The organism is Stenotrophomonas aracearum, assembly GCF_031834615.1.
GTDB lineage: Bacteria > Pseudomonadota > Gammaproteobacteria > Xanthomonadales > Xanthomonadaceae > Stenotrophomonas > Stenotrophomonas aracearum.
Genome location: NZ_CP115543.1, coordinates 633,255 through 650,407, shown reverse-complemented (window position 1 = coordinate 650,407; position 17,153 = coordinate 633,255). Strand labels below are relative to the sequence as shown.

Sequence of the window (17,153 nt, the reverse complement as noted above, 5' to 3'; positions counted from 1 at the left end):
CCGGCCCTTCTTTCATTCCACCGTAACGCTCTTCGCGAGGTTGCGCGGCTTGTCCACGTCCGTGCCGCGCGCCAGCGCGGTGTGGTACGCCAGCAGCTGCACCGGGATGGTGTGCACCACCGGGCTGAGCACGCCGGCGTGGCGCGGGGTGCGGATCACGTGCACGCCTTCGGACTCGACAAAGTTGCTGTCCTGGTCGGCGAACACGAACAATTCGCCGCCACGTGCGCGCACTTCCTGCATGTTGGACTTCACCTTCTCCAGCAGGCTGTCGTTGGGCGCGATCACCACCACCGGCATGTCTTCGTCCACCAGCGCCAGCGGACCGTGCTTGAGCTCGCCAGCCGGATAGGCCTCTGCATGGATGTAGGTGATTTCCTTGAGCTTGAGCGCGCCTTCCAGTGCGATCGGGTAATGCAGGCCACGGCCGAGGAACAGCGCGCTGTTCTTGCGCGCGAAGCGCTCAGCCCAGGCCGCGATCTGCGGCTCCATGTTCAGCGCATGCTGCACGCTGCCCGGCAGGAAGCGCAGCTGTTCCAGGTACTCCGCCTCCTGCGCGGCGTCGATGCGACCGTGCAGCTTGCCCAGCACCACGGTCAACTGGAACAGTGCCGCGAGCTGGGTGGTGAAGGCCTTGGTCGAGGCCACGCCGATCTCGGCACCGGCGCGGGTGTAGCAGACCAGCTCGCTGGCGCGCGGGATCGCGCTCTCGGGCACGTTGCAGATCGACAGCGTGTGCAGGTGGCCCAGCGACTTGGCGTATTTCAGCGCCTCCATCGTGTCCAGGGTTTCGCCGGACTGGGAGATGGTGACGATCAGGTGCTTGGGATTGGCGTAGGCGGCGCGGTAGCGGTATTCGCTGGCGATCTCCACGCTGCACGGCAGCCCGGCGATGGCCTCGATCCAGTAGCGCGCGGTGAGGCCGGCGTAGTAGCTGGTGCCGCAGGCGATGATCTGCACGCCTTCGATGCCGGCCAGCACGTCCTCCGCATTCTTGCCGAACAGCTCGGCCGGGAAACCACCGGCGTCGATCGCCGCTTCGATGGTGTCGCCCAGCGCGCGCGGCTGCTCGTGGATTTCCTTCTGCATGAAGTGGCGGTACGGGCCCAGCTCCAGCGAGGCCAGCGACACGTCGGACTGGTGCACGCCACGGTCCACCGGCAGGTTGTGCTCGTCATACACCTGCACGCCGTCGCGGCGGATGTCGGCGGTGTCGCCCTCTTCCAGGAAGATCACGTTGCGGGTAGCCGAGATCACCGCCGACACGTCGGATGCAACGAAGTTCTCGCCCTCGCCCAAGCCGACCAGCAACGGGCAGCCCATGCGCGCGCAGACGAAGTGGTCCGGTTCGGCGCGGCTCATCACCGCCAGCGCGTAGGCGCCGGTCAGTTCCTTCACCGTGCGCTGCAGTGCCGAGAGCAGGCTGTCGCCGTTCTTCAGGTTGTAATGCATCAGGTGGGCGATGACTTCGGTGTCGGTCTGCGACTCGAACACGTAGCCCAGGCCGCGCAGGCGCTCACGCTGCTCTTCGTGGTTCTCGATGATGCCGTTGTGCACCAGTGCCACGCCGTGGCTGGTGTGCGGGTGGGCATTGGCTTCGGTGACCCCGCCATGGGTGGCCCAGCGGGTGTGGCCGATGCCGAGGGTGGCGTCGAAGCCTTCGGCGGCCGCGGCCTTCTCCATCTCGGCCACGCGGCCGGTGCGGCGCACCCGGCGCACGTCCGGCTGGGCCTGGGTCCGGTCCAGCACGGCGATGCCGGACGAATCGTAACCGCGGTATTCCAGGCGCTTGAGACCCTCGATCAGTACCGGCACCACATCGCGATCTGCGATCGCGCCAACAATTCCACACATTGCAGAATATCCGTCCAGTCAAACCCATTAGGCAGCTGCCGCTATCGGCAACATGAAGCATTTGGAAGGCCCTGATGCGCCTCCCGTCCGGCTCAGGTCCGGTCGTTGGTCCGCTCATTCAAGACGCGGCGCAGACCATCCTCCCAGCTCGGAAGTGTGATGCCAAAATCTGACTCCAGCTTGGCCACGTCCAAGTGGGAATATGCGGGGCGCTTTGCGGGAGTTGGATACTCGGCAGTAGAGATCGCCAAAACCTTGGGAGCGCGAGCCAGCTTTCCCGCGGCCACCGCCTCGGCAAAAATGGCCTCCGCAAAACCATGCCAACTGGTCTCGCCCTGAGCCGTAAGGTGCCAGGTTCCTGAAAGCGCGCCAGGATGCTGCAGCACCTGCGCGGTTACGTCGGCAATCAACGCCGCCGGGGTCGGGGTACCCACTTGGTCGGCGACCACGCGCAGCTCATCACGCTCAGCGCCGACACGCAGCATGGTGCGGAGGAAGTTGGCGCTGTGCGACGCATACACCCAGGCAGTGCGGAAGATCAAATGGCGCCCACCGGCAGCCCGGATAGCTTCTTCCCCGGCCAGCTTGCTGGCGCCGTACACGCCCAACGGCGCGGTGGCATCGTCTTCGCGATAGGGTCGGACGCCCTGCCCGTCGAACACGTAGTCGGTGGAGTAATGCACCAGCGGCACGCCAACTGCAGCGCACCAGCGAGCGATGACGCCCGGCGCTTCCGCATTGGCGCGGAAAGCAGCGTCACGCTCTTCTTCGGCGCGATCCACCGCCGTGTAGGCCGCGGCATTCACCACAACGCTGGGCTTCAACCGGTCGAGCAGTGCGATGAGGGATTCGGGCTGGTTGAAATCAGCCGTCTCGCAAGGCGTACCGTCGGCCAAGGTGCCGCTGCGGGTGGTTGCCACGAGCGTGCCGAGCGGGGCCAGGGCGCGCAACAATTCCTGGCCCAGCTGACCGTTGCCGGCAAACAGCAGCACCGTCACGGCGCGCCCTGCAGCACCGCGAAGTCCGGAAGACGGTCTTCGGCGATGTCCTTCAGGAACGGTGCGGCTTCATCCTTGGCCGACAGCGTCGGGCCGCTGATCGGCCAGTCCACGCCGATGTCGGCATCATTCCAGCGTACGCCTGCGTCAAAGTCCTTCAGGTACACCTCGGTGCACAGATAGCTGAAGACGGCACGCTCGGACAGCACGGCGAAGCCGTGCGCGAAGCCTTCCGGAATCCAGAACTGCTTCTTGTTTTCCGCGCTCAGCACCACCGCTTCCCATTGGCCGAAGGTCGGCGAGCCGCGACGGATATCCACGGCTACGTCGTACACCTCGCCTTCGAGCACGCTGACCAGTTTGCCCTGCGGACGCGGCCACTGGTAATGAAGGCCACGCAGTACGCCCTTGGCCGAGGTGGACACGTTGCTCTGGACAAACTTCGTGGGCAGGCCATGCTGGCCGAAACGCTCGGCGTTCCAAGTCTCAAAGAAGAAGCCGCGTTCATCGCCGAACACAGCCGGCTCGATCACCACGCAGCCCGGCAGCTTGGTTTCAATTACTTTCACGGTACGACTCCACGCACGGCCAGTGCATGCAGGTACTGGCCATAACCATTCTTGATCAGCGGTGCGGCAAGCGCTTCCAGCTGTTCGGCGTTGATCCAACCCTGCCCGAAGGCAATTTCTTCCGGGCAGCAGACCTGCAGGCCTTGGCGGGTCTGGATTGTCTCGATGAAGTTGGAAGCCTCCAACAGTGACTGGTGCGTGCCGGTGTCGAGCCACGCGTAGCCACGACCCAATGCTTCCAGATGCAGATTACCTTCGCGCAGGTAACGCTGATTGAGATCGGTGATCTCCAGCTCGCCGCGCGGCGACGGCTTCAGTTCGGCTGCGTGGTGGCTGGCATTGCCGTCGTAGAAGTACAGCCCGGTAACCGCATAGTTCGAACGCGGGTTGGCCGGCTTCTCGACCAGATCAATGACCTTGCCTGCCTTGTCGAACTCAGCCACGCCGTAACGTTCCGGGTCATTCACCCAGTACCCGAAAACGGTCGCGCCGGTTTCGCGCTGATCGGCGTTGCGCAGCATTTCGCTCAAGCCGTGGCCGTGGAAGATGTTGTCCCCCAGCACCAGGCAGCTCGGCTTGCCGCCCACAAAGTCCTTGCCAATCAGGTAAGCCTGCGCCAGCCCATCCGGGCTTGGCTGCACGGCGTACTCGATGTTCATGCCCCACTGCGAACCATCTCCCAGCAGCGTCTGGAAGAGCGCCTGCTCGTGCGGGGTGTTGATGATCAGCACGTCGCGGATCCCGGCCAGCATCAGCACGCTGAGCGGGTAATAGATCATCGGCTTGTCGTACACCGGCAGCAGCTGCTTGCTGACGCCCTTGGTGATCGGGTACAGGCGGGTGCCGGAGCCGCCCGCCAGGATGATGCCTTTACGTTGCGTCATGGTAGGAAGTCCTTTTAGGCGCTCGTGCCGATGCGCTGCAGTCGATAACTGCCGTCGAGCACGCCGTTGACCCATTCCTGGTTGTTCAGGTACCAGTCAACCGTGAACCCGATGCCCTGCTCGAAGGTGTACTTGGGCTCCCAGCCCAGCTGGTCCTTCAGCTTCGATGCGTCAATGGCATAACGACGGTCATGGCCCGGACGGTCGGCCACGTAAGTGATCTGGCTGCTACGCGGCTGGCCATCTTCGCGCGGCTGGCGTGCATCGAGCAGCGCACAGATGGCGTGCACCACTTCAATGTTCTCTTTCTCGGAGTTGCCACCCACGTTGTAGGTCTCGCCGACCTGGCCCTTGGCCAGCACGGTACGGATCGCTTCGCAGTGATCGGACACGAACAGCCAGTCGCGCACCTGCTTGCCGTCGCCATAGACCGGCAGCGGTTCGCCGGCCAGCGCCTTGGCGATCACCAGCGGAATGAGCTTCTCCGGGAAGTGGTACGGGCCGTAGTTGTTCGAGCAGTTGGTGGTCAGCACCGGCAGCCCGTAGGTATGGTGGAACGCACGCACCAAGTGGTCCGAAGCCGCCTTGGACGCCGAATACGGCGAGTTCGGCGCATAGGGAGTAGTTTCGCTGAACTTGCCGGTTTCACCCAGCGTGCCGTACACCTCGTCGGTGGACACGTGCAGGAAGCGGAACGCCTGGCTTTTGTCGGCCGGCAGCGCCTTCCAAAAGTCACGGACGGCTTCAAGGAGGCCCAACGTGCCGACAACATTGGTCTGGATGAAGGCGCCGGGACCGTCGATGGACCGGTCCACATGGCTTTCGGCTGCGAAGTTCAGGACAGCGTCCGGCTGGTACTCATTGAGCAGCCGGGTCACCAGCGATTGATCGCCGATATCGCCTTGAACGAAGACGTGGTCCGGATTGCCCTCCAGCGAGGTCAGCGTTTTCAGGTTGCCCGCATAGGTCAGGGCATCCAGATTGATCACCCGCACGCCTTTGGCGACGGCTTCCAACACAAAGTTTCCGCCAATGAATCCGGCTCCGCCGGTGACAAGCCATGTGGGCACTACCCGTTCTCCTGTTCGGTATCGATCGTGAGCTGCCCTCCACGGGCGCTCGTACAGCCACACAGCATACATCGCAGTGCCGTTCGCGGCCTCTCACGTCATGTGAACAAGGCAAAAAGGCGGCACTTTATGCCGCAATGCAGCATTACCATACGCATTCGCATGGTCGCCCCAAGCCAGTTAGAATCGCGATCCCACCCCCGAACCGGTTGCCGCGTGCTGCAGCCGGACGTTCCCCGTTATTGAAGGATCCCGCACCAGATGAAAATCCTCGTCGCGTACAAGCGCGTGGTGGACTACAACGTCCGCATTCAGGTCAAGCCGGACGGTTCCGGCGTGGTCACCGACGGCGTCAAGCTGTCCCCCAACCCCTTTGACGAAATCGCTCTGGAAGAAGCCCTGCGCCTGCGCGACAAGGGCATCGCTACCGAGGTCGTGGTCGCCACCATCGCCCCGGCCGACGCCCAGGCGCACCTGCGCAACGGCCTGGCCATGGGTGCCAACCGCGCCATCCACGTCGTCACCGACCAGGCCATCCAGCCGCTGACCGCCGCCCGCACCCTGCTCAAGCTGGTGGAGAAGGAACAGCCGGACCTGGTGATCCTGGGCAAGCAGGCGATCGACGACGACGCCAACCAGACCGGCCAGATGCTGGCCACGCTGTGGGGCCGCCCGCAGGCCACCTTCGCCAGCAAGCTGGAGATTGCCGACGGCAAGGCCACCGTGACCCGCGAGGTCGACGCCGGCCTGGAAACGCTGGAAGTGGACCTGCCGGCCGTGGTCACCACCGACCTGCGCCTGAACGAGCCGCGCTTCATCAAGCTGCCGGACATCATGAAGGCCAAGGCCAAGCCGCTGGAGAGCCTGCAGCTGGCGGACCTGGGCGTTGAAGCCGCCGACACCTTCAACACCACCCACTACGCCGCGCCGTCCAAGCGCAGCAAGGGTGTGATGGTCAAGGACGCAGCCGAACTGGTTGCCGCACTCAAGCAGAAGGGGTTGCTGTAATGACCAAGATCCTCGTAGTTGCCGAACACCATGACGGCAAGCTCAATGCCGCCACCGCCAAGACCGTGAGCGCGGCCGCTGCCATCAGCGGCGCCAGCATCGACGTGCTGGTGCTGGCCGCCGACCCGGCCGCCGTGGCCGCCCAGGCCGCCCAGCTGGCTGGCGTGGCCAAGGTGCTGACCGTGGCCAATGCCGCCAATGCCCAGGCCCTGGCCCAGGTGCTGGCCCCGCAGATCGCACAGCTGGCCAGGGGCTACACCCACGTGTTCGGCCCGTCGACCACCTTCGGCAAGGACCTGATGCCGTGCGTGGCTGCCCTGCTCGGCGTGAACCAGGTCTCCGACCTGATGAGCGTGGAAGGCAGCCACAGCTTCAAGCGCCCGATCTACGCGGGCAACGCGATCATCACCGTGGACGTGCCGGCCGACCAGATCGTGGTCGCCACCGTGCGCGCCGCCTCCTGGCCGGAAGCGGCCCAGGGCGGCAGCGCCCCGGTGGAAGCGGCCAGCGTGGACGCGGCCCTGCCGACCCACACCCGCTTCATCGGCCTGGCCGCCGGTGCCACCGACCGCCCGGACCTGCAGAGCGCCAAGCGCGTGGTCTCCGGTGGTCGTGGCGTCGGTTCGGAGGAGAACTTCAAGGTGATCTTCCAGCTGGCCGACAAGCTCGGTGCGGCCGTGGGCGCCTCGCGCGCGGCGGTGGATGCCGGCTACGTCCCCAGCGACCTGCAGGTCGGCCAGACCGGCAAGATCATCGCCCCGGAACTGTACGTGGCGGTCGGCATCAGCGGTGCCATCCAGCACCTGACCGGGATCAAGGACGCCGGGACCATCGTGGCGATCAACAAGGACCCGGACTCGCCGATCTTCGAGATTGCCGATATCGGGCTGGTCGGGGACCTGTTCACCTTGTTGCCTGAGCTGGAAGCGGCCCTGTAAGCGTGGCCGAAGACGCCTCTTTCACTCCGCCCGCCCCGCAGCGCCGGGGCCGGGCACTGGGATGGTTGGCAGGCGTCGCCGTCGTGTATCTGGTGGCGCTGTGGTATCTGGATCGCGACAAGAACGTGCTGTCGCGACTGGGCGAGCTGGGCGGCCCGCTGCTGCTGTGTGCAGGTGCGGTACTGGCCAGCTATGGTTTCCGCTACCAGCGCTGGCACATGCTGGTGCGCGCACAGGGCCATCCGCTGGCTTCCTGGTGGTCGGGGCTGGGGGCCTATCTGGCCGGCTTCGCTTTTACCGCATCGCCGGGCAAGGCCGGCGAGCTGCTGCGCATACGCTACTTTTCACGCCTGGGCGTACCACCCAGGACCACGCTGACGACGTTCGTCTACGAACGCGCACTGGATCTGCTGGTCATCACCCTGATGGCGACCGGCGCCGCACGCTTGGTTCCCCTGTTTGGTGTGTTGACCGGCCTGGTACTCGCCGTGGTGGCCGGGATCTGCCTGCTGGCGTGCTGGCCAGCCCTGCAGCAGCTTGCGCGGGTCGTCATCGCTCGACTTCCGGTCCAACGACTGCGCCAGCTATGCGGTTTCCTGCTTGACGGAGTGTGCGCCCTGCAACCCCTGCTGCGCCCGCGCCTGGCCTTGACCAGCGCCATCCATGGCGCCGCCGCGTGGCTGCTGACCTCCGCCGCATTCGCGTGGCTCTGCCACTCGCTGGGAATCGATCTGGCCTGGCAGCATGCAGTGGCCATCTACCCGCTGGCGATGCTGGTGGGCGCGCTATCCTTCGTCCCCGGGGGCGTGGGCACCACCGAGGCCGCCATCGTGGTGATGCTGGCCAGCGTGGGCGCCGGCGTGGACGTAGCCCTGACCGCCGCCATCGGGATCCGACTCGCCAGCCTGTGGCTGGCGGTGCTGGTTGGAATGCTCGCGATGGCCGTCCTCGAGGCACGTCCATCGCACTGAACACGCAGGCGTTTTTTCGCTTACTCCTGCAACGGGCAACGGTATACTGCCCGGTCAATTTTCACGGATGAGAGATCATCGCCATGCATTGCCCCGGCACGTTCGCAGGAGTTACCCCGTTTTGAATGCCCAGAACCGCGCGCTCTGTGTCGACCTTGACGGAACCCTGCTGCGTTCCGACATCCTCTATGAATCGTTGCTGGCCCTGCTCGCGCGCAATCCGCTGTACCTGTTCCTGCTCCCGTTCTGGCTGCTCGGAGGCAAGGCTGCGGTGAAGCGCCAGCTGGCCTCGCGGGTGCAGCTCCCCGCCGAGACGCTGCCGTACGACGAGCGGGTGTTGGACATCCTGCGCACCACCACGCAGCGACCGCGGGTCCTGTGCACGGCCTCCGACCAGCTGCTGGTGCAGCCAATCGCCGACCATCTCGGGCTGTTCGAGGAAGTGATCGCCAGCGACGGACAGACCAACCTCTCCGGCCACAACAAGGGCAAGGCGCTCGCGGCCCGCTTCGGCGAACGCGGCTTCGACTATATGGGCAATGGCCGGGTCGACCTGGAGGTCTGGGCGCACGCCGGCGGAGCCATCGTGGTCAACAACGGCGAACGCCTGGCCCGCGATGCGGCCGGCCAGACCGAGGTGCTGGGCCACCTGCCCGCACAGAATGGCGGCCTGCTCACCTGGATCAAGGCACTGCGCATCTACCAGTGGCTCAAGAACCTGCTGGTGCTGGTGCCACTACTCACCGCGCACCGCTTCCTGGAACCCGCCGCAGTGATCGACGCAGGCATCGCGTTCCTCGCGTTCGGCCTGTGCGCGTCGGGCGTCTACCTGCTCAACGACCTGCTCGACCTGACCCCCGACCGCATGCACCCGCGCAAGCGTAAACGGCCCTTCGCCGCGGGGACGCTGCCGCTGCTGCACGGCCTGCTGATGGCGCCGCTGCTGACCGTGTTCGGGTTCGCGCTGGCGTGGCTGTGCAGCCCCGCCTTCGCCGGCGTCCTGCTGTGCTACTACGTCATGACCCTGGGCTATTCGCTCAAGCTCAAGCGCATCGTGATGATCGACGTGGTGCTGCTAGCCGCGCTGTACACCGTGCGCATCATCGGCGGGACCGTAGCGATCGGCTCGGAGCTGTCGTTCTGGCTGCTGGCGTTCTCGATGTTCGTCTTCCTCAGCCTGGCCATGCTCAAGCGCTACACCGAACTGGCCGCCGCGCTCGCCAGCGGCAAGGAAATGGCGATCGGCCGCGGTTACGCCGTAGCCGACCTGCCGCTGGTGCAATCGCTGGGGGCTGCTGCCGGCTATATCGGCGTGCTGGTGTTCGCGCTGTACATCAACAGCCCGGAAAGTCTTGAGCTGTACAGCAATCCGAAAGTCCTGTGGCTGTTGTGCCCGATGCTGCTGTATTGGATCAGCCGCATGTGGATCGTTTCGCACCGCGGCGAGATGGAAGATGACCCTATTGTCTTCGCGGCCATGGACCGGGTCAGCCAGGTGGTGATCGCCCTGTGCGTGGTCATCGTACTCGCCGCGATATGAGGTCAACGCGCGGCCAGTCATGGGGACGCTACCCGCACGCGCAGCAGACGCTGCTTGCGTTGAGCGACCGTGCAGCGGACCTGCCGGTCGCTTGCGGAACGGTGCTTCCCCACGGCAACGGCCGAAGCTACGGCGACAGCTGCCTGAATCCCGGCGGCTCGCTGTTGATGACACGGGCATTGGACCGTTTCATCGCGTTCGACCCGGCCAGCGGCGTCCTGCGCTGCGAGGCCGGCGTCACCCTGGCGGAGATCATAGAGCTTGCACTGCCCGCCGGATGGTTCCTGCCGGTCACGCCGGGCACCCGGTATGCCACTGTAGGGGGTGCTGTCGGCAACGACGTACATGGCAAGAACCACCACCGCGCCGGCAGCTTCGGCCACCATGTGCGCTGCCTGGAGCTGCTCCGAAGCGATGGCTCACGCCAGCTTCTGGATGCACAGGACCAGAGCGGCCTGTTTGCCGCCACCATCGGCGGCCTCGGCTTGACCGGGGTGGTCACCTGGGCCGAACTGCAGCTGCGACGCGTGCCCGGGCCATGGATCGAAACCGAGTCGATCCGGTTCGACAGCCTGGACGACTTTTTCGCACTATCGCGCGAGTCGGCGGATGGCTTCGAGTACACGGTGGCCTGGATCGACTGCCTGGCCACCGGCAAGCACTTGGGCCGCGGACATTTCCTGCGCGGCGACCATGCACCCGGCAATGCCCAAGCCGCGACACCGTCGGCTTCTCCACGGCGCAGCATGCCGCTGGTGCCGCCGGTGTCGCTGGTCAACCGGCTGACCCTGCGTCCGTTCAACACCCTGTACTACTGGCGGCAGCCGGCGCGGCGGCGGCGCCACGTCAGTCATTACCAGAGTTACTTCTACCCGCTGGACGGCATCAACCACTGGAATCGCATGTATGGCCCCCAGGGTTTCCTGCAGCACCAGTGCGTCCTGCCGCCGCAGCATGCGCGCGAAGCCACCGCCGCGTTGTTGTCGGAGATTTCGCGCAGCGGCCGCGGCTCGTTCCTCGCGGTACTGAAGGAGTTCGGCAACCGTCCCTCGCCGGGACTGCTGTCCTTCCCCCGCCCCGGCACCACCCTTGCGCTGGATTTCCCCAACGACGGGCCAGAGGTATTCCGGATGCTGGAGCGGCTGGACGCCATCGTTGGCGAGGTCGGCGGCGCGGTGTACGCGGCCAAGGACGCGCGCATGAGTGGCGCGCTGTTCCGCCAGTCCTATCCGCAATGGCAGCATTTTTCCCGATTCATCGACCCCCGATTCTCATCCGGCTTCTGGCGCCGGGTCATGGAGTGAGCATGCAGAAGATCCTGATCATTGGTGCGACATCGGCCATCGCCGAAGCCGTTGCACGCGTGTACGCCACACGCGCCGCAGCAGTCTTCCTTGTTGCTCGCAACGCCCCCAGGCTCGACACCATCGCGGCAGACCTGCGCGTACGAGGCGCCAGGCAGGTTGACGCAGCGGTCCTCGATGTTAACGACGTATCTGCGCACGCTGCCGTCCTGGATACGGCCTGGACCACTCTAGGTGGTGTCGACACGGTGCTGATCGCCCACGGCACCCTGCCCGACCAGGCTGCCTGTGATGCTTCTGTAGAAGTGTCGCTGCGTGAGTTCGCCACGAACGGCACTTCGACCATCGCGCTGGCCGCCGCACTTGCGCAGCGCCTGCAGGCCGGATCCACTCTGGCGGTCATTTCATCGGTGGCCGGCGATCGCGGCCGCGCAAGCAACTACCTGTATGGCAGCGCAAAAGCGGCCGTAAGTGCCTATCTGAGTGGGCTGGGCCAGCGTTTACACAAGCAGGGCATCAACGTACTGACCATAAAGCCCGGTTTCGTGGATACCCCCATGACACAGGCATTCAAGAAGGGCGCCTTGTGGGCGTCCGCTGATAAAGTTGCACGGGGCATCGTGCACGCGTCCGACCGTCGACGTGCGGTTGCCTACCTGCCAGGCTTCTGGTGGGCGATCATGATGGTCATCAAGAATATCCCCGAGTTCGTCTTCCGCCGTATTTCCCTCTAAATCTCTGATAGAGAAGGACATTTTGCGATGCCGGATATTGATCACGACCTGGACGTTCTGTATCAACACCGGTTCCCGAAAGAGGAACTGGCGAACAAAAACCGCATCTGGAAAGTGTTGTGCTCCCAATATTTCAACCGCTTCGTCAACAGCAACGACACAGTTGTGGACATCGGCGCCGGCTACTGTGAATTCATCAACAACATTCCCGCCAGCCGAAAAATTGCCGTTGATCTGAACCCCGACGTTCGTAGATTCGCTGGCGAAGGTACTGAAATCATCAACGAATCATGCACATCGGTCAGTTCCATTCCCAGCGGCAGCGTTGATGCCGTATTCATGAGCAATTTCCTTGAACACCTGCCAACCAAGGACCTGGTCCTGCAGACGTTGAGGGAAAGCGCGCGAATGCTGAAACCTGGTGGCCGGGCCATCATCCTTCAGCCGAACATCCGATTCTTGTATGACGAGTACTGGGACTATTTCGATCACCATACCGCTTTGAGCGACCGAAGTCTGGTCGAAGGCGTGTTGATGGCGGGTTTGGAACCACGAGTGGTGATCCCCAAGTTCCTTCCGTATACCACCAAGAGCCGACTTCCACAGGCCCCTTGGTTGGTTTCGTTGTACCTGCGCATTCCGCTGGCATGGCACTTCCTTGGCAAGCAGGCCCTGGTCGTGGCTTACAAGCCCAGCTGACCCCAATTTTGGTACCCGAGTTCGTCCATGGCACAGAAGAATGACAAAATCGTCCTCACCGGCGCGGCAGGCCTGGTAGGTCAAAACCTCATCGTCGAGATGAAGCAGCAGGGCTACACGCAACTTGTAGCCATCGACAAACATGAGCACAACCTCGAAATTCTTCGCAAACTCCATCCGGACGTGACAACCGTTCTTGCCGATTTGGCCGAACCCGGCAAATGGAACGAGGCTTTCGAAGGAGCCAAGCTGGTTGTGCAGTTGCACGCCCAGATCACCGGAAAGACCACGTCGCTCTTCGTTCGCAACAATCTCACCGCGACCGAACATGTCTTGGCTGCATGCAAGGCCGCACGAGTGCCCTACATGGTCCACATCAGCTCTTCGGTTGTTAACTCGGTGGCCAAGGATGACTACACCGAAACCAAGCGGGAGCAGGAGGCCATGGTCGTCGCCAGTGGCCAGCGCCACTGCGTGCTTCGTCCTACGCTGATGTTTGGCTGGTTCGACCCCAAGCACCTGGGCTGGTTGTCGCGTTTCATGGCACGCACACCTGTGTTCCCGATTCCCGGCGATGGCAAGTTCATGCGCCAACCTCTGTACGAGCGCGATTTCTGCCGCTGTATCGCAAAGTGCGTGGAAACCGAGCCAGTTGGAGACGTTTTCGACATCGTCGGTCATACCCGCGTCGATTACGTTGACATCATCCGCACCATCAAGCGAGTGAAGAGACTTCACACGTTGATCGTGCACATCCCCATTGGCTTCTTTGGTTTCCTGCTGCGCACCTTCGCACTGTTCAGCAGCAAGCCGCCTTTCACGGCCGACCAACTCAAAGCACTCAGTGCGGGGGACGACTTCAAGGGCGTGGATACCGAGGCCGTGTTTGGCGTGCGGCAGACCCCATTCGAAGACGCCATCCGCGAAAGCTATACCGACCCACGCTACAGCCACATCGTGCTGAAGCGCTGACCCACAGAATTGACGGAAAACAAGCGTATGAGCACCTTCGCCATTATCGGCAGCGGCCCCATGGGCCTCATGACAGCCCTGGAACTGCTCAAGCAGGGCCATCAGGTAGACGTGTACGAGCGCGATGATCGCATCGGCGGCATGTCCGCCGACTTCGACTTCGATGGTTTGCGGATCGAACGCTACTACCACTTCATCTGCAAAACCGACTACCCGCTGTTCAAGCTGCTCGATGAACTCAAGCTCTCCGACCGCCTGCACTGGACTGATACCAAGATGGGGTATTACTACCAGGGCAAGCTGCACAAATGGGGCACCCCTTTCGCCTTGCTGGGCTTCCCACACTTGGGTCTGATCGACAAGGTCCGATACGCCCTGCACGTAATGCACACCAAGGGGATCAAGGACTGGACCGCGCTGGACAAGGAAAATGCGCGCGACTGGATCACGCGCTGGATCGGCCCGAAGGCCTATAAGGTGATGTGGGAAAAAGCGTTCGCGCTGAAGTTCTTCGAGTTCCAGAACGATCTCTCTGCATCATGGATCGGGACGCGCATCAAGCGCGTGGCACTGTCGCGACGTAACCTGTTCAATGAGAGCATGGGCTACCTGGAAGGGGGCTCGGCTGTGCTGCTTGAGAAGATGGCTGCCGAGGTTCGTCGCCGTGGCGGCCGGATCCTGCTCGCGCAGCCGATCGATCAGGTGACCTCTGATGGCACACGCGCCACCGGCGTGCGCACATCTGCTGGCGACCAGCCCTACGATGGGGTGGTCTCCACCGCACCGATCCAGTACGTGCCGGCCATGGTCCCGGCGCTGCCGGAGGCCTTTTCCCGCCAGGTCGCGGCCATCGAAAATATTCCCGTTGCCTGCGTCATCCTCAAGCTTTCGCAGCCTGTCAGCGAGAACTTCTGGATGAACATCAGCGATGAACGAATTTCCATTCCCGGGCTGATCGAGTACAGCAATCTCAATCCCGGCAAGGGTCCGGGTGAGCACATCGTGTATGCCCCTTACTACATGCCCAAGACGCACCCCAAATGGCAGTGGAGCAATCAACAGCTGATCGATGAGGTGATCAGCTACCTGCCAATGATCAACCCGGCATTCAAGCCTGAGTGGATCCGCGCCACGCATTGCCATCGCTACGAGTACGCCCAAACCATCTGCCCGCCAGGATTCCAGGACATGTTGCCATCGATGAAGACGCCGCTGCCAGGCTTCTTCATGGCGGACACGGCGTACTACTACCCGGAAGACCGCTCCATCAACGAGAGCATTGATGTGGGTGCAAAGCTGGCTGCTGTAGCGGCTTCCCAGGGATCGAGAGCTTGAGCACATGTTGACCCGACAGTTCGCAATGTTTCTTCTGGTCGGCGGCCTGGCCGCCGCCGTCAATTTTGGATCCCGAATTGCGCTAGGAACGGTGCTCAACTACGTACCGTCAATCGTCGTCGCGTTCTGCCTCGGAATGGTGACTGCATTTGTGCTCAACCGCGCACTCGTGTTCAAGTCTGCCAGCAATGCCATCCACCACCAGGCAGCATGGTTCGTTGCGATCAACGGGCTGGCGATGATTCAAACGGTATTGGTGAGCCTCGTACTTGCTCGCTGGGTCCTGCCCGGTTTGGTTATTGAACAGTACGCAGAGACGATTGCCCATGGTATCGGCGTCGCCGTGCCCGTGGTCACGAGCTACTTCGGGCATAAGTACCTGTCGTTCTCGACCAAGTAGCCTCTCTGCCGCCCCACTCCACCCACAATAGTCGACTCCGCAAAGAACTACGGAAAGTCAAATAAATGAACATCCAACCCACTACGCCAACCAGTAGGAACAGCTGGAACCTAGGAGAAAGGGTAGCGTTCTTCCTTGTCATCCTGCTAGCGATCGCCTACAAGAGCAACGATGCATTGAGCAACCCGCAGTTCTGGGCTGAAGATGCAACGGTCTTCTTCAAGGAACAGTTCGGCACGTCGATTCCTCAACTGTTCACCCCCTATGCGGGTTACCTGCACTTCATTCCCAGGCTGGTTGCATGGATTGCTTCATGGCTTCCGGTGGTGAAAGCGCCACTCCTCTACAACGCTTCTGCGATCCTGCTGACGACGGCCGCGATCGTAGTGACCTGCAGACGCATGAAGCCATTCGTGCCAGTGTGGATCGTAGCGCTCTCGTTTCTTGCGGTTCCCACCAGTGGTGAGATCCTAGGCACGATCACCAATGCGCAGTGGTTCCTTCAGTTTTCGCTTGCTGCCATCTGCCTGACCCCGTATCAGCCGGCACGCGGCTGGATGATCTGGCTGCGCCCATTGGTGGTCCTGGCGATCTCACTTACTGGGCCGTTTTCTGTCGTACTGGCCTTGATCATCGTGGGGATGCTTTCCGCATCCTACGTGTCGCGAGCAATCAAAAGGGATCCATTCAACGGAGCCCTGGGCGGCTTCGCCGCAACGCGCGACTGGACTGCATTGGCAGCGCTTTGCGTAGGTGCGATCGTGCAGGCTGTCGTTGTTATTGCTCACCCTTCAGCCGAAGTGGAGGGACAGAAGCACCTCTTCACCCTTCTCAAGATCACCTTCGGCGAGCTGGTGCCAATCCACGCATTCGGCAGCAGCTTCCTTAGCCCTACGCTGTGGATCCTGATGTTCGCTGTGATCGTCGGCACTTTGACCTTCTCCACCAGGATCGAAGGGCGTTCACGTCTGATCGTGCTGGGCTTCTTTGCCTTCGCAGCGGCGGAGACGTTCGCGCCGGTTAGGCTGAGGGACTTCGCCCCGCTGTACCAGTTTATGCTGGCTGACCGTTACTTCTATCTGATCAAGGTTGTCCTGTGGTGGGCGGTATGGTTGTCGTTGACGAATACCTCTCGTCGGAGCCGACGCAACGCAACGATCGCGACCACTGCACTTTTGTCCCTGGTGGCCGTTACCAACCAGCAGTACCTGCGCCGCCCAACGTTCGTCGATTTCGACTGGCGACATCACGCAGCGCTGTTGGAGACCCCAGGGTCTTACACCGTCCCGCTGAACCCCCAGGGCTGGGGGGTCATCATTGACTCAAAGGCTTCCGAGAACGGCGTCACCGGAGCGGAGGCGATTGAGCCGACGCCAACGCAATCCGTTGCACCGATGCCGGCGAGTTCCGACAACTTCGCCCAAAAGCTGGATGGAGACTTCAAGGCAGCCAATCGTGATGCCCTCAAGTGCCGCCTTGACCTTGCCTCAGGTTTACCAGCGACTGAAAACGTGGTTATCCGCCGCGGTGAAGGTGCCTCGTTTGAAGGATGGGCGTTCGAACCGGGCAAAGCTACTCTGGCCGGCACCCAGCTCGTGCTCCAGGGCACCGGCGGGTCTTATCTCGCGAAGGTGAATGGTGGCGCAGCGCGGCCGGACGTTGCGAGTGCATTCGGACCAGAGCAGGCCAACGCGGGGTTTACCACCGTGGTGGACATCTCCAAGGTCGCCGCAGGTGACTACGTACTCTGGCTCGCGACAGGCATCGATGAGGCAGACAAGGCTTGCAACCTCCAGTTCAGCGTAAAGATTGAGGATTGAGGCGCCGCTGCTGGAATACTATAGATACAGCATGGAATCGGAGCCGGCCAATGCCGG

General features: G+C 62.8%; 16 protein-coding genes. 11 read left to right on the top strand and 5 right to left on the bottom strand.

Annotated elements, in window-relative coordinates:
- Positions 1 to 12: 12 nt before the first annotated feature.
- From glmS to rfbB, 5 genes are all read right to left on the bottom strand, one after another.
- Positions 13 to 1,854 (bottom strand): glutamine--fructose-6-phosphate transaminase (isomerizing), encoded by a 1,842-nt coding sequence (glmS, locus tag PDM28_RS02940; RefSeq protein ID WP_311183774.1) that lies wholly within the window; start codon positions 1,852 to 1,854, stop codon positions 13 to 15.
- 92 nt (positions 1,855 to 1,946) lie between these two features.
- Positions 1,947 to 2,852, bottom strand: a complete 906-nt coding sequence (gene rfbD / locus PDM28_RS02935; RefSeq protein ID WP_311183773.1) for a dTDP-4-dehydrorhamnose reductase — start codon at positions 2,850 to 2,852, stop codon at positions 1,947 to 1,949.
- Complete coding sequence (gene rfbC / locus PDM28_RS02930) at positions 2,849 to 3,421, bottom strand: dTDP-4-dehydrorhamnose 3,5-epimerase (protein ID WP_311183772.1); 573 nt, start codon at positions 3,419 to 3,421, stop codon at positions 2,849 to 2,851. Before rfbC ends, rfbD begins: the two co-directional genes overlap by 4 nt.
- Entirely contained in the window at positions 3,418 to 4,305 is an 888-nt protein-coding gene (gene rfbA / locus PDM28_RS02925; RefSeq protein ID WP_070207023.1) for a glucose-1-phosphate thymidylyltransferase RfbA, read from the bottom strand. The genes rfbC and rfbA overlap by 4 nt, the downstream gene beginning before the upstream one ends.
- A gap of 14 nt (positions 4,306 to 4,319) precedes the next feature.
- Positions 4,320 to 5,375, bottom strand: a complete 1,056-nt coding sequence (gene rfbB / locus PDM28_RS02920) for a dTDP-glucose 4,6-dehydratase (protein ID WP_311183771.1) — start codon at positions 5,373 to 5,375, stop codon at positions 4,320 to 4,322.
- A 261-nt stretch (positions 5,376 to 5,636) separates the two neighbouring features.
- On the opposite strand from rfbB, the gene PDM28_RS02915 reads away from it, so the two are divergent.
- From PDM28_RS02915 to PDM28_RS02865, 11 genes are all read left to right on the top strand, one after another.
- Complete coding sequence (locus PDM28_RS02915; RefSeq protein ID WP_102946496.1) at positions 5,637 to 6,383, top strand: electron transfer flavoprotein subunit beta/FixA family protein; 747 nt, start codon at positions 5,637 to 5,639, stop codon at positions 6,381 to 6,383.
- Positions 6,383 to 7,321 carry an electron transfer flavoprotein subunit alpha/FixB family protein gene (locus PDM28_RS02910; RefSeq protein WP_311183770.1) on the top strand — a complete coding sequence of 313 codons (939 nt, stop codon included), beginning with the start codon at positions 6,383 to 6,385 and terminating at the stop codon, positions 7,319 to 7,321. The genes PDM28_RS02915 and PDM28_RS02910 overlap by 1 nt, the downstream gene beginning before the upstream one ends.
- Before the next feature lie 2 nt (positions 7,322 to 7,323).
- Positions 7,324 to 8,292 carry a lysylphosphatidylglycerol synthase transmembrane domain-containing protein gene (locus PDM28_RS02905; protein WP_311183769.1) on the top strand — a complete coding sequence of 323 codons (969 nt, stop codon included), beginning with the start codon at positions 7,324 to 7,326 and terminating at the stop codon, positions 8,290 to 8,292.
- A 121-nt stretch (positions 8,293 to 8,413) separates the two neighbouring features.
- Complete coding sequence (locus PDM28_RS02900) at positions 8,414 to 9,832, top strand: UbiA family prenyltransferase (protein WP_311183768.1); 1,419 nt, start codon at positions 8,414 to 8,416, stop codon at positions 9,830 to 9,832.
- Positions 9,829 to 11,136 carry an FAD-binding oxidoreductase gene (locus PDM28_RS02895; RefSeq protein ID WP_311183767.1) on the top strand — a complete coding sequence of 436 codons (1,308 nt, stop codon included), beginning with the start codon at positions 9,829 to 9,831 and terminating at the stop codon, positions 11,134 to 11,136. Before PDM28_RS02900 ends, PDM28_RS02895 begins: the two co-directional genes overlap by 4 nt.
- A gap of 2 nt (positions 11,137 to 11,138) precedes the next feature.
- Complete coding sequence (locus tag PDM28_RS02890) at positions 11,139 to 11,870, top strand: SDR family oxidoreductase (protein ID WP_311183766.1); 732 nt, start codon at positions 11,139 to 11,141, stop codon at positions 11,868 to 11,870.
- Between the two features lie 27 nt (positions 11,871 to 11,897).
- Positions 11,898 to 12,569 (top strand): class I SAM-dependent methyltransferase, encoded by a 672-nt coding sequence (locus tag PDM28_RS02885; RefSeq protein ID WP_311183765.1) that lies wholly within the window; start codon positions 11,898 to 11,900, stop codon positions 12,567 to 12,569.
- A gap of 27 nt (positions 12,570 to 12,596) precedes the next feature.
- Positions 12,597 to 13,541, top strand: coding sequence for an NAD-dependent epimerase/dehydratase family protein (locus PDM28_RS02880; RefSeq protein ID WP_311183764.1), 945 nt, complete (start codon positions 12,597 to 12,599; stop codon positions 13,539 to 13,541).
- Between the two features lie 27 nt (positions 13,542 to 13,568).
- Positions 13,569 to 14,876: an NAD(P)/FAD-dependent oxidoreductase gene (locus PDM28_RS02875; RefSeq protein WP_311183763.1), complete on the top strand. Its 1,308-nt coding sequence runs from the start codon at positions 13,569 to 13,571 to the stop codon at positions 14,874 to 14,876.
- 4 nt (positions 14,877 to 14,880) lie between these two features.
- Positions 14,881 to 15,276, top strand: coding sequence for a GtrA family protein (locus tag PDM28_RS02870; protein WP_311183762.1), 396 nt, complete (start codon positions 14,881 to 14,883; stop codon positions 15,274 to 15,276).
- 65 nt (positions 15,277 to 15,341) lie between these two features.
- A complete protein-coding gene (locus PDM28_RS02865; protein ID WP_311183761.1) occupies positions 15,342 to 17,096 on the top strand; it encodes a hypothetical protein in 1,755 nt (584 codons plus the stop codon).
- Positions 17,097 to 17,153 lie beyond the last annotated feature (57 nt).